The 21,775-nt window shown below is 39.8% G+C and carries 20 protein-coding genes, 1 tRNA gene and 1 pseudogene; 11 read left to right on the forward strand and 11 right to left on the reverse strand.

Annotated elements, in window-relative coordinates; all coding sequences use genetic code 11:
- Positions 1 to 72: 72 nt before the first annotated feature.
- Together C1N58_RS03715 and C1N58_RS03720 are read left to right on the forward strand one after the other, a co-directional pair.
- Positions 73 to 480 (forward strand): hypothetical protein, encoded by a 408-nt coding sequence (locus C1N58_RS03715; protein ID WP_394564594.1) that lies wholly within the window; start codon positions 73 to 75, stop codon positions 478 to 480.
- Between the two features lie 154 nt (positions 481 to 634).
- Positions 635 to 958: a hypothetical protein gene (locus C1N58_RS03720; RefSeq protein ID WP_041455851.1), complete on the forward strand. Its 324-nt coding sequence runs from the start codon at positions 635 to 637 to the stop codon at positions 956 to 958.
- On the opposite strand, the gene C1N58_RS03725 is transcribed toward C1N58_RS03720, so the two are convergent.
- Positions 955 to 1,773 (reverse strand): DUF4225 domain-containing protein, encoded by an 819-nt coding sequence (locus C1N58_RS03725; protein WP_394564595.1) that lies wholly within the window; start codon positions 1,771 to 1,773, stop codon positions 955 to 957. The genes C1N58_RS03720 and C1N58_RS03725 overlap by 4 nt on opposite strands.
- 145 nt (positions 1,774 to 1,918) lie before the next feature.
- Here C1N58_RS03725 and C1N58_RS03730 point away from each other — a divergent pair, with 145 nt between their 5' ends.
- On the forward strand, positions 1,919 to 4,246 hold the full coding sequence (locus C1N58_RS03730) for a tetratricopeptide repeat protein (protein WP_394564596.1): 2,328 nt from the start codon (positions 1,919 to 1,921) through the stop codon (positions 4,244 to 4,246).
- 69 nt (positions 4,247 to 4,315) lie between these two features.
- Here C1N58_RS03730 and C1N58_RS03735 read toward each other — a convergent pair whose 3' ends face one another.
- From C1N58_RS03735 to C1N58_RS03750, 4 genes are all read right to left on the reverse strand, one after another.
- Positions 4,316 to 4,897 carry a DUF4755 domain-containing protein gene (locus tag C1N58_RS03735; RefSeq protein WP_394564597.1) on the reverse strand — a complete coding sequence of 194 codons (582 nt, stop codon included), beginning with the start codon at positions 4,895 to 4,897 and terminating at the stop codon, positions 4,316 to 4,318.
- Between the two features lie 296 nt (positions 4,898 to 5,193).
- Positions 5,194 to 6,294, reverse strand: a complete 1,101-nt coding sequence (locus C1N58_RS03740; RefSeq protein ID WP_394564598.1) for a relaxase/mobilization nuclease domain-containing protein — start codon at positions 6,292 to 6,294, stop codon at positions 5,194 to 5,196.
- A 9-nt stretch (positions 6,295 to 6,303) separates the two neighbouring features.
- Complete coding sequence (locus tag C1N58_RS03745; RefSeq protein ID WP_394564599.1) at positions 6,304 to 6,696, reverse strand: hypothetical protein; 393 nt, start codon at positions 6,694 to 6,696, stop codon at positions 6,304 to 6,306.
- Positions 6,697 to 7,076: 380 nt separating this feature from the next.
- Positions 7,077 to 7,823: a hypothetical protein gene (locus C1N58_RS03750; protein WP_394564600.1), complete on the reverse strand. Its 747-nt coding sequence runs from the start codon at positions 7,821 to 7,823 to the stop codon at positions 7,077 to 7,079.
- A gap of 464 nt (positions 7,824 to 8,287) precedes the next feature.
- Here C1N58_RS03750 and hxsD point away from each other — a divergent pair, with 464 nt between their 5' ends.
- From hxsD to C1N58_RS03775, 5 genes and pseudogenes are all read left to right on the forward strand, one after another.
- Complete coding sequence (hxsD, locus tag C1N58_RS03755) at positions 8,288 to 8,560, forward strand: His-Xaa-Ser system protein HxsD (RefSeq protein ID WP_394564601.1); 273 nt, start codon at positions 8,288 to 8,290, stop codon at positions 8,558 to 8,560.
- Complete coding sequence (gene hxsB, locus C1N58_RS03760; RefSeq protein WP_394564602.1) at positions 8,557 to 9,951, forward strand: His-Xaa-Ser system radical SAM maturase HxsB; 1,395 nt, start codon at positions 8,557 to 8,559, stop codon at positions 9,949 to 9,951. The genes hxsD and hxsB overlap by 4 nt, the downstream gene beginning before the upstream one ends.
- A complete protein-coding gene (hxsC, locus tag C1N58_RS03765) occupies positions 9,944 to 11,056 on the forward strand; it encodes a His-Xaa-Ser system radical SAM maturase HxsC (protein WP_394564603.1) in 1,113 nt (370 codons plus the stop codon). The genes hxsB and hxsC overlap by 8 nt, the downstream gene beginning before the upstream one ends.
- Positions 11,053 to 11,691, forward strand: a complete 639-nt coding sequence (hxsA, locus tag C1N58_RS03770; RefSeq protein ID WP_285088211.1) for a His-Xaa-Ser repeat protein HxsA — start codon at positions 11,053 to 11,055, stop codon at positions 11,689 to 11,691. The genes hxsC and hxsA overlap by 4 nt, the downstream gene beginning before the upstream one ends.
- A gap of 19 nt (positions 11,692 to 11,710) precedes the next feature.
- Positions 11,711 to 13,320 (forward strand): annotated as a pseudogene (locus C1N58_RS03775) (TIGR04141 family sporadically distributed protein).
- Here C1N58_RS03775 and C1N58_RS03780 read toward each other — a convergent pair.
- The 3 genes from C1N58_RS03780 to C1N58_RS03790 are packed head-to-tail and all read right to left on the reverse strand — an operon-like array spanning position 13,317 to position 16,602.
- Positions 13,317 to 14,189 (reverse strand): plasmid partitioning protein RepB C-terminal domain-containing protein, encoded by an 873-nt coding sequence (locus tag C1N58_RS03780; RefSeq protein WP_394564604.1) that lies wholly within the window; start codon positions 14,187 to 14,189, stop codon positions 13,317 to 13,319. The pseudogene C1N58_RS03775 and the gene C1N58_RS03780 sit on opposite strands and share 4 nt — an antisense overlap.
- On the reverse strand, positions 14,182 to 15,069 hold the full coding sequence (locus C1N58_RS03785; RefSeq protein WP_210522562.1) for a plasmid partitioning protein RepB C-terminal domain-containing protein: 888 nt from the start codon (positions 15,067 to 15,069) through the stop codon (positions 14,182 to 14,184). The genes C1N58_RS03780 and C1N58_RS03785 overlap by 8 nt, the downstream gene beginning before the upstream one ends.
- A complete protein-coding gene (locus tag C1N58_RS03790; RefSeq protein WP_210522564.1) occupies positions 15,070 to 16,602 on the reverse strand; it encodes a recombinase family protein in 1,533 nt (510 codons plus the stop codon).
- A 491-nt stretch (positions 16,603 to 17,093) separates the two neighbouring features.
- On the opposite strand from C1N58_RS03790, the gene C1N58_RS03795 reads away from it, so the two are divergent.
- Positions 17,094 to 17,489, forward strand: coding sequence for a hypothetical protein (locus C1N58_RS03795; RefSeq protein ID WP_187509824.1), 396 nt, complete (start codon positions 17,094 to 17,096; stop codon positions 17,487 to 17,489).
- Between the two features lie 244 nt (positions 17,490 to 17,733).
- On the opposite strand, the gene C1N58_RS03800 is transcribed toward C1N58_RS03795, so the two are convergent.
- The 3 genes from C1N58_RS03800 to C1N58_RS03810 all read right to left on the reverse strand — a co-directional run bounded on the left by C1N58_RS03800 (position 17,734) and on the right by C1N58_RS03810 (position 20,253).
- Positions 17,734 to 18,993 carry a tyrosine-type recombinase/integrase gene (locus C1N58_RS03800; protein ID WP_394564605.1) on the reverse strand — a complete coding sequence of 420 codons (1,260 nt, stop codon included), beginning with the start codon at positions 18,991 to 18,993 and terminating at the stop codon, positions 17,734 to 17,736.
- 179 nt (positions 18,994 to 19,172) lie between these two features.
- A tRNA-Arg gene (locus C1N58_RS03805) sits at positions 19,173 to 19,247 on the reverse strand.
- 73 nt (positions 19,248 to 19,320) lie between these two features.
- Positions 19,321 to 20,253 (reverse strand): formate/nitrite transporter family protein, encoded by a 933-nt coding sequence (locus C1N58_RS03810; RefSeq protein WP_039339756.1) that lies wholly within the window; start codon positions 20,251 to 20,253, stop codon positions 19,321 to 19,323.
- 243 nt (positions 20,254 to 20,496) lie between these two features.
- Between C1N58_RS03810 and ccmA the strand changes: the two genes are divergently transcribed.
- Positions 20,497 to 21,114, forward strand: coding sequence for a cytochrome c biogenesis heme-transporting ATPase CcmA (gene ccmA / locus C1N58_RS03815; protein WP_394564606.1), 618 nt, complete (start codon positions 20,497 to 20,499; stop codon positions 21,112 to 21,114).
- Complete coding sequence (ccmB, locus tag C1N58_RS03820) at positions 21,114 to 21,773, forward strand: heme exporter protein CcmB (RefSeq protein ID WP_054633398.1); 660 nt, start codon at positions 21,114 to 21,116, stop codon at positions 21,771 to 21,773. Before ccmA ends, ccmB begins: the two co-directional genes overlap by 1 nt.
- Positions 21,774 to 21,775: the final 2 nt, after the last annotated feature.

Raw genomic sequence — 21,775 nt, forward strand, 5'->3', positions numbered from 1 at the left:
TATTGACATGATTAAATATTGTGATATTTCTTTAAATGTCAGGATGACATTCACAACAGCAAGGATGCTACTATGAATAAATTAAACAGATATTTGCCAGATCAGAAATTTTTGATACTTCTCAATCGCTTCATTCTTAGATACGATGAATCAGACTGCAATAAAGAAAAAATCGTAAAAGATGCCTACCTGTTCTGCGTAGGATACTTCTTGAAGTATCAGCAAGACTATCAGAATCCCTATCTGAAGGGACCAAGCAACATTATTGCAGTTTTGAGTTCGGCTTTGCTAAGTCCAAACTTCTATACAATACCTTCAACTGTCAGTCTCGAACGAGTGCTGTATTTCTACAAGTTTATTATCGAATACATTATCTGGAATGAGTATGAAGTAGAAAGAATATTTGCTACTCAAAAACAGAGCGTTACGCCTTCACCAGAGCTTAAATCAGATGGTTTCAAAATGAAGAAAAGGGTTTAGGATATACTTTTTATTCAGTATGGCGATACAATAACTATGCCATATGATCTTTACACTTAACTTAGGGCGAGTGTTCTGCAAATGGATCATATGGCATCTCAGCTTCAATGTATGATATATTTTCTTTTATCTTATGATTTTTCAGGATGATGAAATGAACGATTTTGAGCAAAAGCTCCTTCAGAACGGATTTTCGGCAAAGGATATCCGCAAGCTTAATGAAATTCTTACCCGAGATGAGAACAAATCAGATACACTTCAGTCTCTCATTCAGGAGCTGAGCAAGCGCTTTTGGGCTGGTATAATTTCCATGCTCATTATTTTATCAGTTTTCATTTATGGTATAGCGAAAGGGCATAAAGAAAGCCTGATTTCATATGCTATCGTCCTTATTATCGGTGCCATAATCGTTTACTTTGTCATACCAATGAATCTGGCCTGGAAAGCACACAGGTTTGCTAGTAATAGCAAAAGTTAGTTTCCATTTTGGTTGTGATTCATCTGATAGAGGTTCACACCTATAGCGCTACCTTTCCAGACTGCTGTTGCACCTTTTAGAGCCAAGTCTTGTTTGCTCATCATCTGCACCTGGCGATAGTAATCAGTAGGGAGATACTTGAATATTCTCCAAGCCTCGGGTTTCAAAGTCAGTTTGAAAATTCCGTAGTAAGATGTAGTGAGATCAACTACTTGGTAAGCAAGCAGACCCAGGCGTTTATCAAATCCAAAAAATTCAGCTACATCCTGATAAGCTTCAATCACCGGATTGGAAGGATTCGAAGCTCCTCTTAACTTGTCTATGCTTTCCGCCATTGAACCTGCACCATTAGCAATCAATGCAGAACCAGCAACAACACCGATAACATTTCCACTGAACAGTGATCCAGCAAACAAGCCTACCCCAGCCAACAACTGAACAGTCCCAAGAACAACGCCGATGCCGTCGATGACATAGCCAATGATCTTTTCATTGTCATGGTAAAACTTCACAGAAGACGAAACTACGGCTTCTCCTGTTCTGAGCATCCTGTCCTGAATCTTTAGGTTTTGGGCTTCTTGCTTGAGATTTTGGATACACTCCTGGCACTTATCATCCGTGGTAGAAGTTCGGATAGTCTGAATCTGCAAGCGGGTGAACTCCCTTATTTCATCCTGGAACCTTACACGGACGAGCGCATCCTTGAGATGGAACTGTGAGAGGGAAGTGGCAACATTGACCAAGTGATTAGCCTCAAGAATTGCCATACTTAAAAAGTAGTTTGATTGTCTGTTCCTGTCCCAGTAGTTGTCCATTTTTCAGCCTCTGAAATTGACGTGATCTGCGTATTATATAAATAAAATTGAAGTAATGGTTATAAAATCTTCAAAAATGTTATTAGTAAAACTCACTAAATTGTCATAGTGTTTTCTTAATATTTCAAAATGTAAGGAAAGACTTATGGCGTTTAACCTAACTCGAATGTCCGTTTATGCGCTTTTATGTGCTTTAGAGGAGGACCTGAGGCTAATAGTTAAAAACTATATCTTAGACTTAGAAGGCAGTGAAAGTAAGTTGCCTATAGATCTTTTAGATAAAGCAAAAAGAAGGTTGGATAAGGATTTTGGAACAGTTACAGATGATATGGATGTTTCTGATTTAATTGAATATTTTGATCTTGGAGATACTTACCAAGTCATAAATTCTAATGGGAGTAGTATACCTGAACATATATTCAAATTCATTAAATCCATAACAAAAGATTTAGACGCATTGGTTTTAATAAGAAATAGAGTTATGCATATCCGGCCATTAGATGTTGAGGATTATCCAAAACTTATCGCGATTTGTGATAAAATAATTAAATCAAATACAAATGTTTGGGAAAATCTTAAAGAAGTTAACGACAAGATTAATAACAACCCAAGCTTCTTACTCTCAATGGAAATAAAGAATTTCGATGAGGAGAACATAAACCATAACTTACCATTACCTGATTTTGATGAAACAGGTCTTATAGGAAGACAGGAAATTGTCAATAAAGTAAAACAACTATGCTATGGTGCTTTCCCTGTAATTTCAATTGTAGGAGAAGGGGGGGTAGGTAAAACTGCCTTAGCTTTGAAAGTTGCTTACGAAATAATTGAAGATAGTAAAAACCCATTCGATGCAATCGTTTGGGTGTCATCCAAAACTACTCAGATTACAGTTAATGAAATTAAAGAGATAAAAGATGCTATCACTGATTCAATTGGTGTTATCCAAGAAATTTCAAATCAAATAATAGGTGTCGATAGTAACCAATCAAATTTTGACGAAATAATAGATTATTTAACTACATTCAAAATTGCACTTTTTATAGATAACCTTGAAACAATTTTAGATGATAATATCAGAGAATTTGTCGGTGCTTTACCTCAAGGAAGTAAGATAATTATAACTTCAAGAATTGGCTTGGGGGCATTTGAATACCCTGTAAAATTGCAGGGTATTGATGAGTCTTATGCATCACAATTGATGCGTATATTGGCTAAAATTAGAGGCGTTGAGTCTCTGCAAAAAATTGAAGAAAAGGTAATGAGAACATATGTAAACCGTATGTCTCGTAATCCAAGTTACATAAAGTGGTTTGTAAGTTCTGTTCAAACTGGTCTCAGTCCTGAAGCTGTATTACAAAACTCACATATGTTCCTTGATTTTTGCATGTCCAATGTTTATGAGTATTTATCAGCAGATGCGAGAACTTTGACCGCGGCCTTACAATGCGCTCCTGGTTTAAAAGATGTTCCTGAATTATCCTATCTAACGGGCTTCGATTCATTACAAACACATCAATCTATTCAGGAGCTTATGTCTACAAATATGCTTTCTCAGTCTTCTAAAACTAAGGGAGCCAGTGTAAAAACTACATATCAATTATCTGAACTTGCAAGGTTATATTTAGGAAAAAATCATAAACCTTCTCAGACATACCAAAAAAGCATTCACGATAAAAGAAATAAATTAAATGCCCTTTTTGAAAAGCAGCTAATGTCAAGAAGTGAGGATAAATATAATCCATTAAATATAAAATTTAGAGATAAATCAGATAGGGTTATTGTAAAAATGCTACGAGATGCCCAATCATTTATAAGAAATGGTCATCATGATAAAGCTTTTGAATTGCTAACAGAAGCACATAAACTCTCCCCGGATTATTTTGAGGTAGCAAGGGTAATGGCCTACCTCCATCAGCAGAATGGAGCAGTTAGCGATGCTCGTGAACAGTATGAATTGTCGATAGTGTTATCTCCTAACACCCCTCAGTTGCATTATTGGTTTGCTAAGTTTTTACTTCATGAAGAAGATAACGTTGATGATGCTTTGACTCAAGTTCAACTTGCTTATGACTTAGATCCAACTTCTATTGAGGTTTCATTAACTCTGTCGAGAGTTCTAATGTTTCAGCATAGGTTTGATGAGGCAGAAGTTATCCTTAATTCAATCGAGCCTATAATTAACGATTCAAATGAGCATAATATTAAAGTTTATAAAGATACTGAAATACAAATTTCTTACAGAAGAGCCGATGATTTTTCTCAAAAAAGTGAATATGCAGATGCTATGTTTTTTTTAGAGAAAATGTCAAACCAGTTTGATAACCTTCCCGATTTCTTTAAAGATGCATATTTAAGGAAAAAACTATCAAAATGTGATTTTTTAATAAAAGTTATATCTCGTAGTGCCGATCAATCAATTCAAAGAAGGGTTGAGGATTTTAGAGATTGGTTTCAGCGAGAATGTGCTTAAATAGCATATTTGAAAATGATAAAGCCAGCTTAATCGCTGGCTTTGAATGTTAAACTGGATTTGAATTTTTTATCGATTAATTATTTTATCAAAGATATGCATCCAGCGCTTAAGTTGCAGTTCCGTATCCCGGATGCCTTCTTGTGAGTTAAAGTCACCCTTTTGGGGAAAGAACATTACTCTCCATTCTGGAAACTGAACATCATCCACTGCGATGTAAAAGCCCGATTCTCTGAAATCATGAGTGCGGTCGAGTTCTTTGTTGATACCAGCCCGTTCTCTCGTAGTAGACAAATTGTATCGCCACTCTTTGATTGCTGAGAACGGATAGGTCTTTTGTTTGTTCTCTTCCTTGAGATGGATAAGTCCTCTTTGCTGGTCGAGCTTCATAAAAGTGGAACCAAACTCATGACTCCACATACCGTCTTGCTCGCCAAAATGGTCTCTGGTGCTGGCATTCCACTTTTTGATGCGGAATTTTTTATAAGCAAACATCATGAGCATGATGCTTGCGAAAACCCATACGATTGCAAGTTGGACCAACCCCTGAATTCCAGAGAAATAGAAAATGACAATCGGCAGTGCAATAGCAATCCACACCCTTTTCATCATAAGGAAGTTGGGCTGTTTTACTTCAGTTGTTGCTGTCATAGATTCTTCCAAGGTTAGTTTCACTGAATCGAAGGCGCACGTATACATCAGCTTATTCTGCTGATAAATCAGTGTGCTATGTGGTTTCGTTTGAAGTTACATTACGGCTTGGAAATGGGGTCTAGCAAATCATTTGTACCGATCGATCGCTTTCTTTTGATAGTTTTTATCTATCATGTGTATTTAATTGATCAGTAATAACGATCGATCGTTTTTACCTATCGATTTGAAAAAGAATAAAAATATTTATGAAGTTTGACTTAGTGAGTGGTTTTAACTGACTGAAAACTAGCTCTTTAAGGTCGTTTGAAAACGTTTTTAAACGCTGAACTTTGAAAACTTACTTCAGAAATCTCTGATGCTTCGGGGTTGCCGGTTCGTATTGAGTCATAGATGACATTTCTTTTGAGAGGATTGAGAATCGTTGAGCCAACAGCTTTTAAACTGGCAACAAACTCCTCAAGGTAAGGTATCCACTGCAACCAGCGAGACCGGATATGTTCTCTGGGATTTGCCGTTAGGGGAGGAACTGTGGGATGAACTTCAATGGGATTCAAAACGTTTTCTTTGTCGGAAAGTGATTCAGGAGCAACAGCCTCTATAGGTTGAGTCACGATGATTTGCTTACTCATGTTTGACCAACTGTATGCTTTACCGAGCTGTGATGCCTTAAAAGCGACTCCTTGATGCTCAAATGAAAAACCGTTTATCTTGCCAGTAGATGTGATGTTTGCTGTGGCTGATATATTTTGCTTTTGCATTTCATGTATGAAGTCTTCGATGGTGATGGTATTGAAGAAGGTAAGGATCGCATCTATAGCTTCTTGTATCACTTTTTTAGAAGCTTTCTCTCCGGTCCTTTCCTGCATCATCTTTTCGTTACGAGTGAGCTTCCTTTGCTCTTTGGGCTTTTTAGCAGGAGAGGGACCTTTCGTTTGAGTGAGTTTGTGGTCTCGCTCAAGATCTTGGATTACACGGGTGCTTATCAGGTTTTCGTTCTTACCTAAGTAAAGCTGGCCATCTACTATAACGTTTATGCGAGAAGCAATAATATGTATGTGTTTTCCAGCTTCATCGTCGTGGAGGACATAACAACGAAGGTGAGTGTCACAGAAGCCCATCCGTTTCATGTAGTCGTCAGCAATGTTCCTCCATTGTTCATTTGTAAGGGATTCACCGACAGGGAGACGAAGAGAGTTATGCCAAACTGGTTTCGTAACATCCTCTCTTAGCTTCTGAGTCTTTACGAACTCGGCGGTCAGCTCTTCTACAGTAAAGCCTACAAGATTGCCACCAATCACCACTGGTGTAGTCATGTGATGAGGAGCAGGGGCAAGCGCATACGAGATGACTCCTCGGAAGTTTTTACCCCTTTTTATTTTATTCATACCCTTCATCTTGGATGATCACTTTTCAAGAGTCAGCAGAGCATCTCTTACATGCAACAGTTTCAATTTTAAAGCGCTTACTTCCTGCGATAGTGGCTGAGCATCTTCGCCTCTGCGAAGCAGGAATGAAGTAAGATCATTCAGTTTCTGTAGGGAACCAGTAAGCTCCTGCCAGGCTTCTTTGTTGATTTCGGGAACAGAAGGGGGAAGTTGCTTGAGAGCTGAGGATCTCAGCCAACAGCTTTTGCTGAGCTGGCCTCTGGACTGGTTTACTTTGCTCAGCTCAACCTCATTCAATCTGACTGTCACTGAATATCTGCGAAGACGGTTAGGGGGTAATTTTTTGATAGAAGGATTATTGGTAAATGAAGAAGGGAACTCATCGTCGAATATAGCATTGTTTTTTTTCATATCAACTCCTTTTGATATTTTTATTAATAGCATATCCATATGCTAACTATAACAAATACCATAAAGATCAATTGCGTCAATGGGTGGGGTTGTTGTTTTTTGCTTTGATCTTTCTTTTTCAACCGAAGGGCGGAAAAAGCAAGGCAACTGAGCATCGCTCAGTTAGCCCTTGCTAAATACTAAAGAGTTGACAAGTTAAAAATTAGTGTTATTAATGATCTAGAATTTTCTTATTTATAGGTGATTTATGTCAAAGATATTTTTATTAGTAGTGGTTTTATCATTAAATATGTTCACATTTTATTTTGCACCAAGTATGAAGGAGCCATTGGTGTTAATCGATTTATGTTTTTTTATAGTGATATTTTCTATGATTTTAGTTAGTGGTGAAAAAAATGATTTATGAAGATAGGAAAGTAATAATAAATAAAAGGGAAGCAAGTTAACAATGAGCATGCAATTATCGTGATTATGACTGTCAATCGATGGTTATTATTATTTTCCTTTTTAGGAACATCAACTTTCATGTCCTTGTTTACTTCAGCAACTTCAGCAACTTCAGCAACTTCAGGTATAGTTTTGATATCTCTACTATCATCTGAAGGTTTTTTGTCATGAACTTCCTGATTATCTAATTTGTTTATTACTGATTGTTTTTCCAGAACAATTTCCCGCCAGAACTCTATGAATGTAATCATCGTTTTAGCTAGGGAACTTACCAATAAAACAACTCTTATAACAAGGTGTGTTTTATTTTCTGCAATGTATTCTATTTTATTAAGTTCTTGACTGGTTTGATAGTCATATATGAAGAGGTAAATGGCATAGCTAGCAAAAAAAAACAATATGAAATCATTTAGATTTTTGATGGATTTACCACGAATAACAAACCATAAAGCTATTAACAAACCACCTGCAAGCGCAGGCGAAGCACTAACCAGGTTAGGTAGGTCAATATATTTTTCACTGAGGCTAAAAAAATAGCTTGCTGGAAAAAAATAAAAGCTACAGTAAGCAATTATACCTAAGATACCGATAATGAACCAAGCGTCACTTGTTTTAAATGTTTTTCTAAATATATTATTACGAACGGTTTTTATTCCATCAACCAATTTTTTATCAGTCATTTTATTTCCTTGTCAGCAATGAACGCCTTTTAGTTAAAATTTATCTAATAATTTACTAGTATTTGAAAGATTGATCTGACAAATTTAAATTTATAAATTCAATTTACCAATGGGTTTAATTTAGATACTGCTACCTTTATATACTGAAGAACTTTATATTAAATTTAATTTCGCATATATAAAAATTTGCAAGCTCCAACATCGGATATACTTATAAAAATATAAGTAAAGATTATGTTTTTTTTCTTCCTGGTGAAGAAAGATAAACCAGTTTAACTTTAAGTGCAATAGACACTACGATGAAAAATAAGAACAATCTGTTAACATTAAAATTTAATTCATTAAAAAACAGTCGCTTATGCTGTATCTCTCAATTTTGTTAACTTTGGCAATAGTTTTCATTGCCGCTAAAAGGTAATTTATTTTTGTTAATTTTCAATTCCCATATCAGGGTGGGTAATGTTATGAAAGGAACTTTAAGAAAAACAGAAGCTTCTGAGTGGGTGTTGAGAAACAGCCTTTATTGGATGAGCACTTTCACTCGCTGGAAGCTTGATGAAGACGAAGAGCATTGGCTTGTTTCATTCGAACATTGGAGCGACGATATTGAGTTCGAGTTCGAACGACTGCTGAATGACTACAAGCTCAGGGAGAAGCTTCAGGCTCATACCGGACAGGTCAGGACTTCTATCATCGACAATGTTCTGAGGAGTATTGATTCGAGACTCTCTCAATGAATACGATGCCATTCAACTTTGACCGCCTTAGCAATGGCAAAGTCTTTATCAGCAACCTTGCTGGCTTTCACAGCTTTGTCGATAGCGAAGAACTCAACCTTCTTGCCGATAACGACTTTCCTCCAGAGCAAACCACCTCTCGACTGCTTGAAAGCCGATTGTTCATTGCTGACGATGCAACTCAGGCAGTTTCAAAAGCCTCCCTAAGTTCTGCCTTTGCCAAACGACTGATGAACGAGCTGGCCGTAAGACCCATCTTTATGATTGTGCCGACTCTCAGGTGCGATCACACATGCAAGTATTGTCAGGTTAGCAGAGCATCGGTTACCGCTGACGGTTATGACCTGAATCCAGAACTGATACCGCAAATCGTTAGCACCATTAAAAAGCTTGGCACTCCCCCCTACAAAATAGAAGTGCAGGGCGGAGAACCGCTTCTCAGGTTCGATCTCGTCCAGTCAATTTATGAAGAGTGTGTGAGTTCGTTAGGTAGCGATGCTTTCGAAATGGTTATTGCCACGAGTCTCTCCATACTCGATGAAAGCATCCTCTCTTGGGTTAAAGAACGGAATATCACCTTTTCTGTCTCTCTTGATGGTAACGAAGCCGTCCACAATAAAAACCGTATCCTCACCGACTCTCAGGCTCACAACAAAGCCGTTACAGGCATTCAGAAAATCACAGAAGAGCTGGGAGCAAACCGTGTAGCAACGGTCACCACAGTTACTAAGGAGCTGACAAAAGAACCAGCCTCCATAGTGGATGCTCATCTGTCTCTTGGCCTCACTGACATGTTTATCCGGCCTGTAAGTCCCTATGGGTTTGCTCAGAAGCAAAGCTTCACTTTTTCTATGCCGGAATATTTTGATTTTTATAAAGAGCTGATGCAGGAAGTGTTGCTTCAAAATCAGAAAGGCATACCTGTCGTTGAGCACTCAGCCTCTATTCACTTAAAGCGGATTTTCAATCCGGGCTTTAGTGGTTATGCAGATCTGAAATCACCAAGCGGAGTCGTGCTGAACTGCATCCTGTTTAACTATGACGGCAAGGTCTACGGTAGCGACGAAAGCCGTATGCTTCAGAAAGTAAATCCCGAAGCAGATTTCAGTGCAGGAGAGTTTGCTTCACTATCATTCAGTAGCAACGAATACTACCGTTCCGCTCTCTCATCTTCATTTAATTTTGCCATGCCTGGTTGTGATACCTGTGCTTACCAACCTTTCTGTGGAGCAGATCCTTGTCAGAACATCAGTGTTCATGGCGAGCCTGTTGGTGACAAGAGTCGGTCAACCTTCTGCCAGTATCATAAAGGGATGTTCCGCTTCTTGCTGAATGAAATCTCTCAGGATGGACCAATGGCTGAGATGCTCAAAAGGTGGGCTTATGTCTGAGGTGCTGAGAAACGATATTTTCCGGTTTTCATCAGACCTACCAGTTCAGCAAGGCTTCTATTGCCTGTGTAAAACCAAGCCCGAGAATCCTCAATTCTATCTGCCAAATTTGCTTGTCACTGCAACACAACTCGATTCCAGACTGCCTGCATATTTTGCAGACTCGATTGTGAGCCGGGAACTTTTCGATTCCATTGAAGATGGTGACATTGGGATCGTCAACAACGGCAACATGCTCCGGGTAATTCTGTCCCGTAGAGCAAACCATAACACTGTCCTGGTCACTGAAAGGTGCAACAACAGTTGCCTGTTTTGTTCTCAGCCTCCCAAGACAGGTAATGATGACTGGCTTCTTAACCAGTCAGCTTTGGCTATAGCTTCTTTCTCTCTGAATGGAGTAGTGGGAGTGAGCGGGGGAGAGCCTTTGCTCTATGGCGAAGACTTCCTGCATTTTCTGGACTTCATAATCGAAAATTCCCCTGACACAGCACTGCATGTTCTAACCAATGGACGGAAGTTTGCGGATGTCAGCTTTACCCAGCAGATGAAGGAAAGAAGCGATAAGCTCAAAATCACGTTTGGGATACCGCTTTATTCTTCAAGAGCATCAGTGCACGACTATCTGGTCGGAAGCGAGGGAGCTTTTGATGAAACAGTCAGGGGACTGATAAATGCTGGTAACTCAGGGATCAACATAGAACTGAGAGTCATCCCTACTCAGGTTAACTATAAAGAGCTTGATGACATTGTAGAGTTTGCTGGCCGTGTGTTCTCGAACATTAACCAGATCTCCCTTATGGGACTTGAGTCGATTGGGTGGGCCCGTAAGAACTGGTCATCAATCTTCATAGAGCACGACAACTACAGCGAACAAATCCTTTCGGCTGTAGATACTGCACACAGGTCAGGTATCCCTCTTACCATCTTCAATTACCCACTGTGTCACCTTCCTGAAAAGGCATGGGATTTTGCCACACAGTCCATCTCAGACTGGAAAAATTACTATCCCAAAGAATGTGATGAATGCACTCAGAAGTCTTCCTGTGCTGGTTATTTCAGTTCATCAAAAGGCCGTTTTCATCAACCTCCGAGACCAATAATATGAAAAAGTTTAATTTCGCGGCTCTGCTTCCTGGATTTTTGGTTCTTAATAACTCTGTATGGGCAAGTGATTCATCTACCGGTGCCAGTGACTTACCTGGTATGACTCTGAACGAACATGATTTAGTGATAGCACCGCTCAACACCGAAGTGCCGTTCTACATTGCAGGGCACAGGAGTCACAGTTCTCACCGTAGTCACAGCTCACATCGTTCCTCATCAGGCGGTGGCTACTATGGTGGAAGCACTCCTTACTATCCTAAAACATACAGCTCCCCTGGCACCTCAGACTCATCCAGTTCAGGAACTCGTTCGTCGTCGTCGTCCTCCTCCTCTGTCCGTTCACTTCGCTCTAATGACACAGACAGCACAACCACAACAAACTCAGCAGGGACCACAGGTGCCAATCGAGCGAGTAGCGGGCTAACTTCGGATACTGAAAAACGTAAGCGGTTAATCATGCGAGTGCAGTTTGCCTTACTCGATAAAGGTTTCTATAACGGCAACATTGACGGAAGTATGGGGCCTGCGACACGAACTGCCATCAAGAATTATAGAGTTGCAAATGGATTGCCGACTCCAGTAAGAGAAACATTAGACACTCAGTTATTGAACTCTTTAAATATACTGGCTCGATAAGACATTGGGAGTAAATATAATGAAGATAAAACTTTCAATTTATAAAACAAAAAGAATTACTGATGACATTGATCAGGTTTTGAATTTGGAAAAAGTCCAAAAACCTATTGAATTTGATATGGATGATGCAAGAGCATACCTTTATGCAAAGCAGATTTCTGACCCAGTGCTACCTGAATGGACAAGTTTATTTACAAGCCAAAAGAAAGACATAAAACCCGATTTTTTTGGTATGAATAGTAGCACTGGAGCAGTACTGGTAGTTGAGGTTGATAACTCAAGGTATCTTATTCCGTTTGGAACTGGTCATCACTTAATTAATGATAGTGGCATTGTCAAAGGTTTTGGACTGAAAATAACCCTTAAATGTATTGAGCATAAAAAAATCCGTAGCCTGGATAAAGGTAGTCATAACGAAACCAATCTTCTAACTCGTAGTCAGAGTAGTAAAGAAGTCGATATATATAATCTTAAAATTGATTCTGAGATGGATATTCTCACGACCCTCACGGGCACTTCCACTGAAGATGTTTTGGGGAATAAAATAACAGGGAAAGATTCTTTTGTAATTGTGCCAGACATTGACTTGAAAACCATTCCTGAATTATTAATAAAAATAGACTCTATTTATAAATTACCTCTTCCTGAAGAATTCGAATGGGTTAACAATATCAAAGAAGCTGATGAAGCTGAAGTTGAAATATTGGATTCGCTTTTGATCGATTTGATAAAGCAAAGAGACTTCAGTGACATATGGATAGGTGAGCCAGAAATTGTGGATTGGGAAAATCAAATAGGATATTGTTTCGAGAGAAAGCAAAGAAGCATTATTTATGAAAGCTTGTCAATCGATCACATATGTGAATATTTTGATGGCAAAAATGCGGATGTTACTGTTGATGAACTTAAAAGAAGTTGCTTGCATGTTTTAAATGCCGATTATGAAACGATAAAGAAATGGTCTTTGTATAGATGCATTTATGCTGAAATAAAAGAAGGCGATCAAAACTACATTCTGCGAGACTCCATATGGTATGTGGCCGATAGAAAATTCGTAACAACCATTGATGATGAGATGAAAAAGATTCTACATTATGAGGAGTCTGATAAGTTTCCGGTATACTCCTATAAAAGAGAAGAAGATTACAATAAAAATGTTTGTCTTGGTGACAAATCATTTACACACATGGACAAAAATTTATTCATCATGGTGGTGGGAAAAGTAAAATTGAATTTTGCGACCTTATAAAAGGTGCATCAGATTTTATTCATGTGAAGTATTATAGTGGCTCACAAAGTATGAGCCATCTTTTCTCACAAGGATTTGTCGGTTCTGAACTTTTCATAAGCGATTCAGAGTTTCGAGGAAAACTTAATGAGAAACTTCCCGTTCATATAAAATTAGCTGATCATATAATACGGCCTGATGCTAAAAACTATAAATTAGTATTCGCTATAGCTACGAACAAAAAAATCCCTGAAGATCTGCCTCTGTTTTCAAAAATAAATTTAAAAAACTTTCATAAGAGCATTAGCAACTTTGGATACGAAGTTAGGATTTGCAAAATAGCAGTAGATCCCAATATTTACAAAAAAAAGTTATGTAAGCCACAAAAGAACAAGACCTAAGATAATTTATCAATGTCAGATATCTTGGTAAGTTCACTAAGATAATCTTGTTTATTCCTAAGAAGCCAATGGAAAACCTTGGGGTTTTCGAGTATTTTTTTAATGTGAGATATAACAATCGTTAGCTTCAAACTATTGGAACCGTAGTTTTCTTTTATCTTTTGTGTATCGAAATGGACCTGAGCCATCTCTTTTTCAAGTCTTTCAATTGCTTTTCTATTACCAGATTTCTCATCAATGTTAGGTTTACCTTTGTCGTTTAAAAGTTCAGGTGATGAACTGTGATAAAGCGATTGAGCAAAAATCTTTGAATAATTATCAAATTTTATCATTAGGTTTGCACATTCAATTTGCCTAAAAGGGATCATTCTTTTTAAGATCATAAATGTGTTTTTAGGTATATCTCTATCATTAAATAATTCTATAACCTCAGGGCATATGCCTTTAAGAACGGATAGATTACTTTTTAATGAATCGGAGCTTATATTCAAGGCTGAACACAGCATGTCTTCAGGAACCCCTACTCGAACAGCTTCTTTTAACATTTTCTGAATTTGAATGATTGTTATTCTATTAACTTTTTTATTCGGAGTATAAGTGTCGTAAACAGTTGAAACGAGACAAGCAACTCTTTCTTCTCCAATATCATTTAATGCCTCAACTCTCAGATGACCATCAAGGATTTTTGCAGTGCCATCAGCCCCATCAATGTAAATAAGTATAGGTTCGACTAATCCAAGTGCAGATATCGTGCTCTTTATTTGTATGTATTTTTGGCTGCTTTTGTAGTTGGTAGGAAGTTTCTTAGTATAAATAAGATCACATAATCTAAAGCTGATTGTTTTTTCACTAAAGCAGTATTTAATCATTTTGACCTCCGTAAGAAGTATTTTTCATTATAACTTTTACTACTTCATTTAAATGCTCTTCGTCTAAGATTTTACTGAACTCTTCGTTATCAGATAACTCTTTGAATATTTGACTGGCTATAAGTAAGTTTCTCTCGACATATTCAGCTTTGTTTTTAATTTTTCTATGCTGCGAAATATTATCTTGATATATCTGTTTTAGCTCATCAGTAGTGAGTTTTTTCTTTTTCTTTGCAACTCCGAAACTATTGTTCAGAAATCCTTTCAAACCTTCATCTCTGGAGTCCAATATATCTCTGATTTTACCAACATCTTTATGTTTTATTAAACCTTCATCAAAAGCTTTAATTAGTAATTCTTGCCCACCTTCGAAGTCTACTCTGGCAATTTCAACTGCAAGCGAGATTGGAATGCTTCCTGATTCTACAGCAGATAATAGTTTGTTTTCTCCTTTGTTAATTAGCATAGTCAGGCTGGTAATCCAGTGCAATGATAGGCCAGTAGAATAGGATATTTCTTTGTTAGATAAACCTTGCTCATTCATTTCTTTTATTCGTTGGAACTGCTCGCCCGCTCTTGGTATTACGCGAGCCATATTTTCAACTAAACTCATTATGTATGCTTTGTTTTCATCAATGTCCAGTATGAAAGCAGGTATTAGCTTTTCTCCCAAAGCTGTGAGTGATTCAAGTCTACCCTGACCACAAATTAAGGCGAATTCATATTTTCTATCCGAAATTCTTCTTACTGTTATTGGCTTTCTTAATCCACTGGTGTCGATACTATCTGTTATCTCAGCATGTTTGAATTTGTTCCGAGAACGAGGGATTACAACTTTTATTTTTGATATTTCAAGCATATGAATTTGATCGTCGTTCATTTAGGCTACCTCTATTTCCGCAGTTGAAAGCATATCAAAGAATGTCCTGATGTTATCAAATCTATACATTTCGAATAGAAGGTTATTATTCTCTTTTAGACACAGCTCATTTTCAAAACTTTCAATTGAAGGTAGGATGTAATAATCTACAGGTTCGGTATTAAGGCTGTTCATTCTTGCAATTACACTAACTTCGGGATTTAAGCTCCTGTCTAATCTAACTATCCATCTACATTTTCCAGAACCCATTTTTCGACATCGAGACAGTATTATGGAAAAGGTTAAACTTTTGTTTATGGTGATTAGTTTGTTATCTAATATAGATACATCGCTATTATTAATTTCTTGGTGTATTTTATTCACAATGTTGTCATGTTTAATTCGTAAGTCTGAGTTTATTTCTAAATAGCGGTAATCCCGTTCGGGTGTGTAATTTATCAGCTTATATGCTGGAAGAAGTCCTCCAAAGCGGCTTGCTACTACACTGCTTGATGGACCATAATCCTCTTCATCAATGATAAAGCCTGATATTTTTCCATGAGTCGAAAGGATCTTTTTTAAAAAATCAAGAATCTCTTCATTGCTCATTTTTATTGAGCGGTTATCGATAATATCTTTCGCTAACCTGAATTTTTCTTCTGAAATTATTGGTTTGAAAAAGGAATTATACTCAATCCAATCCTCTTCAGGATTGTGAACTCTTTTAGTTTTAAGTTTCTGAGATGTTCGATTATATGTATACTTACCAGTATAGCGATTATTTATAAGCACAGAATGTATCCGGCTTCGTGTCCAATCCGACCTGTCGCTGTATTTATATCCTTCTTGGTTTAATTTTGAAGCGATGAGATACTCATTTAATCCTTCAAAGATGAACATGTTAAATATTTTCTTTACTAAGTCTGTTTCCTTTTTACTGCCTGGCACTAAAACTATCCTATCTGTTTGCAGACTCTTTCTCTCACCATTGTTGAGTATCATTTTTGCTTTGTTATTATTATCAAGTAGTTTTCTTTTAAGTCCGTATCCAGGCACTCCACCTTGATAGTATCCTCGCTTAACAAGATTTACATGTCCGGCAAATACTTTTATTGAAAGGTTTTTACTAAATGCTCCCGCAGCATACATAAGTGATGAGAGTATGAATGTCTCAGTATCACTATTCGCAGGAAGATTTTCAGCACAGTAGATAACATCTACCTTATTCATTTTTAATAGATATTTATAGTAAATGCCTTCTTGTGGATCTTTAAAGCGACCAAAACGACTAACATCATATACAAGTACAGCTTCGATATTAATTTCCTTGGTGAGTATGTCATTGATTAACTTGTTAAAATCATGCCTCCCTGACGTTGATACACCGCTTTTTCCTGCATCATCGTAAGTATGCAAGATTTCCATATTGTGGTCGTCAGCATACTTTTTTATGAACTGAGCTTGGTTATCTAACGAAAACTCCTGAAGATTTGTAGACATCCGTAGATACTGTGCTACTTTAACTTTCTGTTTTTGCTCTATTTTATTATCCATTGCAGTGCCTTGGTGCAACTGTGGAATACAGATTTGTATAAAAATTGATCAATTTTTTGTCAGTTGCAACTCTTTTTTCTTTTCTCATGGCATAATTTCAAATGGTCCATCTATCAACTTGTCTGTGAGAGTAAGCGCTTAAGTTTGCGGGGATTTAGGACAGTATGAAACAAGAGGAATTCATAGAAATTCACCTCTAAAGTGTGAATTAATGCTAGGGCGATTTAAAAATGAGAGAGCCATATTGTGAAAGAGTCTGGAGAAACATATTTTTTGGATAATATTGCCTGGTTGATATTGAGGGTAAAACTTATTGAATAAATCAAAAACAAATACATCAATCTTTTTCTTCAATGATTTTGTCTATAAGAATTAAGCAAAAATATCAGAAATTGATTTCTCTTTGGTTATAAATTAATTGATTTGGTTTGACTTTTATAAAAAATAAGATTAATAGTTTATATGATTTTCGATTAAAGAGGAAATTTACTATGGATAAGGAAGAAATAACAGATGATGATATAAAAGAAGTCGTGGTTAGGCTTGGAGAGACTACATCACAATTACTTATTGAAAGAGGAGTATATGACCACTTCACAAAATTCCCAGGGGGGAATATAGTATTCGATATTTTTTGGAAATATTTTGAACTTGAGTTTGCTGAAAAAGCACTGTTCATAATAAATAACTTTGATTTATCAGGTCATTATACCGAAGAAAATGGTGAGGTTGAGCATTGGATCGTAGAAGAATTGTTTGATAATAATTTTGAGAACAGCCTTGAGGACATGCTGGTCAGAAGAAGGGTTAAAGAAGAAAAAGTTAAGGTAAATAGTATATTAAGTCCTGATAATGATGAGTATGATGACTTTAGAAAAAGATTATAAACTATATGTAAATTTTTTTTCTTTAAAATATAAAAGCCAGGTATTGATTGCTGGCTTTTATTCGGTTTGAATTTATTGGTCTAAATCGCTAAGTTACTTACCACAAACATCACATTTATTTCGATATGCTCATGATTAACCTCTTTGAATTAACTTACAAAGGGAAGCTTTAAATTCTTAATAGATATTCGCAGCCCACATTGAGTTATCAATTATAAATTATTAAATACGTATCGTTTGCTATTCACTGTTCTGAATGCTGAATAGAGAAGGAAAAAGGTGTCTGTGCTTCTTCTTTACAAGCTTCCACGTAGTCAGCCCACCATTGCAACATGAGTCTCCGTTCTTCCAAATGCTCAGCTTTATGTATGTAAGCAGCCCGGACACTGTTGCGTTCCTGGTGGCTCATTTGTCTTTCCACAGCATCTCTCGACCATAATCCCGATTCGATTAATGCACTACATGCCATAGTCCTGAAACCATGCCCGCAGACTTCAGCTTTAGTATCGTAGCCCATCGCCCTAAGTGCTTTGTTGACAGTGTTTTCACTGATAGGTTTGTCGTCCCCGGTAAAACCAATGAACATAAGTTCTTTGTTACCACTGATCGTATGAAGCTCTTCCATAAGTGCTTTGGCTTGCGAGCTTAATGGAACCAGATGTGGGGTTTTCATCTTTGCCCCTCTTGCAGAATATTTTACCCCTTTCATCGGTTGTCGCTTTCCAGGGATAGTCCACAGTGAATTTTTGAGATCGACTTCTGACCAGCGAGCAAATCGCAGTTCACTCGAACGGACAAAGGTCAGGAGTGTTAATTGCACTGCAATTTGGGTAATGCCTCTTCCTTTATATGCTTCCAAACGGTTCATAAGCTCTGGCAATCGTTCCAGAGAAAGGGCAGGGCGATGAACACTTTTAGTGGAAACAACAGCACCAGCGAGGTCGTTTGCAGGATTCTGTTCAATCAAAGCATTGTGAACGGCATACCTCATTACCGCCGTAATGCGCTGTTGTAAGCGGGAAGCCAGTTCATTGTGTCCTGAAGCTTCTGCTTTTTTCAAAGGAACCAATAAATCACGAGTTTTTAGCTCGCTGATATTACGTTTTCCGATGACAGGGAACACATGGGAAACAAGGCTGTTCAAAACAGTTGTTCTATGACTGTCTGACCAGGTTCTGTTACTGGTATGCCATTGTCGTGCAACTTGCTCAAATGTTAGCAAGCCCTTGCTCTCAATCTTTTGCGTTTTTCGCTTCTCACTTGGGTCTACATGGTTTGCAACAAGCTGACGGGCTTCATCTCTTCTTCGTCTGGCTTCTGACAATGAAACCTCTGGATAAACACCCAGTGCGAGAATTTTCTGTTTGCCAGCGAAGCGATACTGGAAACGCCAGTATTTGGAACCACTTGTGGTGATCAAAAGATGCATACCATTACCGTCTGTCAATTTGACAGGTTTATCAGAAGGCTTTGTATTTCTTACTGTTAACTCAGTGAGCGCCATACTAAAAACCCTCTTCTGATGGTATCTGCATTATCGAACTTAAAATACCAACATATGTACCAACAAAACAGCGTGGATATTGAAATATGACGGTGTACGTTAGTGGGCTAAGAAAAGAAGGTAAGCGTTTGAAATTGAAGAGTTGACTAGACTTTAAGATACTTAGATGGGCTAACATATGGTGTCCCCTGCAGGAATCGAACCTGCAACTAGCCCTTAGGAGGGGCTCGTTATATCCATTTAACTAAGGAGACGCCAGCGCAGTATACCGCAGTTAAGCGGCAGGATTCACTACACTGCCGCGCGTTTGCTCATTCTGTCAGCAATTTAGCGTTCTTCTTGCTGCTGCTGACGTTTTTTCTCCGCTTTGCGCCGTTCTGCCTTCGCCTTTGCCTGAGCAGCTTCGCCCATATCATTGCGAATCTGGGCGTGACTTATCAGGGCGAAAATCAGCGTACCGCCCGTCAGGTTACCCAACAGGGTTGGAACAGCAAAAGGCCAGAGAAACGCGGTCCAGGGCACGCTGCCGTTAAACACCAGGTAAAGCACCTCAACGGAACCCACCACGATATGTGCCAGATCGCCCAGTGCGACCAGCCAGGTCATCATCACAATGACAAACAGTTTGGCCGCTCCCGCATAAGGGAACATCCAGACCATTGTGGCAATGATCCAGCCGGAGATCACCGCGTTAGCAAACATCTCGCCCGGCGTATGTTCCATCACCTTCATGCTGATATCCGTAAAGGCCTGGCGAGTGGCTTCATCAAAAATGGGCATTTCGTTAAACGCTAAGGCGGCGAACGCGGTACCAATAAGGTTGCCCAGTAGCACAATGCCCCACAGGCGAAGCAATAAACCAAGATTGCTTGTGGTGGGTTTGTGCATAACGGGCAGAACGGCCGTCACGGTGTTTTCAGTGAAAAGCTGCTGCCGTGCCATAATCACAATCACAAAGCCAAAGGTGTAGCCAAGATTTTCCAGTAAATAGGCGCCGGGGACGCCGTCCAGATGAACCTGAAAAATGCCCTTGGCCATCAGTGAAGCCCCCATTGACAGCCCGGCCGCAATCGCTGACCACAGCAGCGCCATGCCATCCCGCTCCAGCTCTTTTTCCCCGTCCTGTCGAATCTCTTCGTGGATAGCGGCGGCACGCGAGGGCAGGGCGTCTTCATCTACTTCAATATCCTCCTTTCCCTGTTCTTTTTCTTCGCTGTCTACATCGTTAGGTCCCTGACTTATGCTTGATGAAGGCTTCATGTTTTCTCCTGGTAACAGTACAAATGCGTTATAAGCGTAGTCGTTTTTTGGCTAACGAAACTGTTTCTGCGACAGCGAACAAACGTGATAACCTTCTGCCGTGGTGCGCTTTTTATCCACCAGACGCGCTGAAAAGCACGAATATCTAAGCCCTGCGCAAAAGGGGAGCGCGCACAGCCTTCGGCACGCTGTAACATTGTGCTATCATTTGCGCCTTATTTGGCTGGCGCGATTTACCCCTCCATGTTGGAAATCATTAATCTGCTTTGTGTGCGTGATGAGCGCGCGCTCTTTGAGGCGCTTACGTTTCGCGTGTCGCCAGGTGACATCGTACAAATTGAAGGGCCAAACGGGGCCGGGAAAACGTCGCTGCTGCGTATCCTGGCCGGACTGAGCACGCCTGAACATGGTGAGGTGCGCTGGCAGTCGCAGCCGATTCACCGGCAACGCGACACCTGGCATCAGGCCATGCTTTACCTGGGGCATCTGCCGGGGATCTCATCGGCGTTATCGGCGCTGGAAAATCTGCGCTTTTATCATCCAGACTGCCGTGATGAACACCTTTTTACTGCACTGGCCAGCGTCGGCCTGGCAGGTTATGAAGAGGTCGCGGCCGCGCAGCTCTCTGCCGGACAACAGCGGCGCATCGCCCTGGCCCGGCTGTGGCTGACCCGGGCAACCTTATGGATCCTGGACGAACCTTTAACCGCCCTCGATCACACGGGGGTGGAGACGTTAATGAGCCGCTTTGTGGCGCACACGCAGCAGGGGGGGGCTGTCATCGTGACCAGCCATCAGGCGCTGTCAGGGCTGACGGGGCAGATCAATACTATCCGCCTGCATGCCGTGGAGTGGCAGTAATGTTGTGTCGTCTTATTCAGCGCGAATTACGTATCGCCTGTCGTCGCGGCGCCGAAGTGATGAATCCACTGTGGTTTTTCCTGATTGTCATCACGCTCTTCCCGTTGGGTATCGGTCCCGATCCTCATCAGCTGGCACGGATCGCACCCGGCATTGTCTGGGTTGCGGCATTGCTCTCTTCGCTGCTCGCGCTGGAAAGGCTGTTTCGTGATGACCTTAACGACGGCACGCTGGAGCAACTTTTATTGTCGCCTGTACCGCTGCCGGTCACGGTGCTGGGGAAAGTCATCGCCCACTGGCTGGTCACGGGCTTGCCGTTAATTCTGCTTTCGCCCCTGGCGGCCCTGTTGCTGTCCCTGGATATGCCGGGCTGGCGGGCGGTGGCACTGACGCTGCTGTTAGGAACACCGACGCTGAGTTTTCTCGGCGCGATTGGCGTGGGGCTGACCGTTGGGTTGCGTCGCGGCGGCGTGCTGCTCAGCCTGTTGGTTCTGCCACTGGCTATTCCGGTACTGATTTTTGCCAGCGCGGCCATCGACGCCGCAGGTCAGGGGTTAGCCATTGGCGGTTACCTGGCGTTGCTGGGGGCGATGCTGGTCGCGAGTGCGACGCTGGCCCCGTTTGCCACCGCCGCGGCGTTGCGGATTACGCTGCACTAAAT

The organism is Pantoea sp. SGAir0180 (genome assembly GCF_043546245.1).

Coding starts and splice junctions, on each gene's coding strand:
- hxsD (WP_394564601.1), top strand. CDS start 8,288: ATGAAAGGAACTTTAAGAAAAACAGAAGCTTCTGAGTGGGTGTTGAGA.
- ccmB (WP_054633398.1), top strand. CDS start 21,114: ATGTTGTGTCGTCTTATTCAGCGCGAATTACGTATCGCCTGTCGTCGC.
- C1N58_RS03790 (WP_210522564.1), bottom strand. CDS start 16,602: ATGGATAATAAAATAGAGCAAAAACAGAAAGTTAAAGTAGCACAGTAT.
- C1N58_RS03795 (WP_187509824.1), top strand. CDS start 17,094: ATGGATAAGGAAGAAATAACAGATGATGATATAAAAGAAGTCGTGGTT.
- C1N58_RS03720 (WP_041455851.1), top strand. CDS start 635: ATGAACGATTTTGAGCAAAAGCTCCTTCAGAACGGATTTTCGGCAAAG.
- C1N58_RS03745 (WP_394564599.1), bottom strand. CDS start 6,696: ATGAAAAAAAACAATGCTATATTCGACGATGAGTTCCCTTCTTCATTT.
- hxsA (WP_285088211.1), top strand. CDS start 11,053: ATGAAAAAGTTTAATTTCGCGGCTCTGCTTCCTGGATTTTTGGTTCTT.
- C1N58_RS03735 (WP_394564597.1), bottom strand. CDS start 4,897: ATGACAGCAACAACTGAAGTAAAACAGCCCAACTTCCTTATGATGAAA.
- C1N58_RS03730 (WP_394564596.1), top strand. CDS start 1,919: ATGGCGTTTAACCTAACTCGAATGTCCGTTTATGCGCTTTTATGTGCT.
- C1N58_RS03810 (WP_039339756.1), bottom strand. CDS start 20,253: ATGAAGCCTTCATCAAGCATAAGTCAGGGACCTAACGATGTAGACAGC.
- C1N58_RS03750 (WP_394564600.1), bottom strand. CDS start 7,823: ATGACTGATAAAAAATTGGTTGATGGAATAAAAACCGTTCGTAATAAT.
- C1N58_RS03780 (WP_394564604.1), bottom strand. CDS start 14,189: ATGATTAAATACTGCTTTAGTGAAAAAACAATCAGCTTTAGATTATGT.
- C1N58_RS03785 (WP_210522562.1), bottom strand. CDS start 15,069: ATGAACGACGATCAAATTCATATGCTTGAAATATCAAAAATAAAAGTT.
- hxsC (WP_394564603.1), top strand. CDS start 9,944: ATGTCTGAGGTGCTGAGAAACGATATTTTCCGGTTTTCATCAGACCTA.
- C1N58_RS03725 (WP_394564595.1), bottom strand. CDS start 1,773: ATGGACAACTACTGGGACAGGAACAGACAATCAAACTACTTTTTAAGT.
- hxsB (WP_394564602.1), top strand. CDS start 8,557: ATGAATACGATGCCATTCAACTTTGACCGCCTTAGCAATGGCAAAGTC.
- C1N58_RS03740 (WP_394564598.1), bottom strand. CDS start 6,294: ATGAAGGGTATGAATAAAATAAAAAGGGGTAAAAACTTCCGAGGAGTC.
- C1N58_RS03715 (WP_394564594.1), top strand. CDS start 73: ATGAATAAATTAAACAGATATTTGCCAGATCAGAAATTTTTGATACTT.
- C1N58_RS03800 (WP_394564605.1), bottom strand. CDS start 18,993: ATGGCGCTCACTGAGTTAACAGTAAGAAATACAAAGCCTTCTGATAAA.
- ccmA (WP_394564606.1), top strand. CDS start 20,497: ATGTTGGAAATCATTAATCTGCTTTGTGTGCGTGATGAGCGCGCGCTC.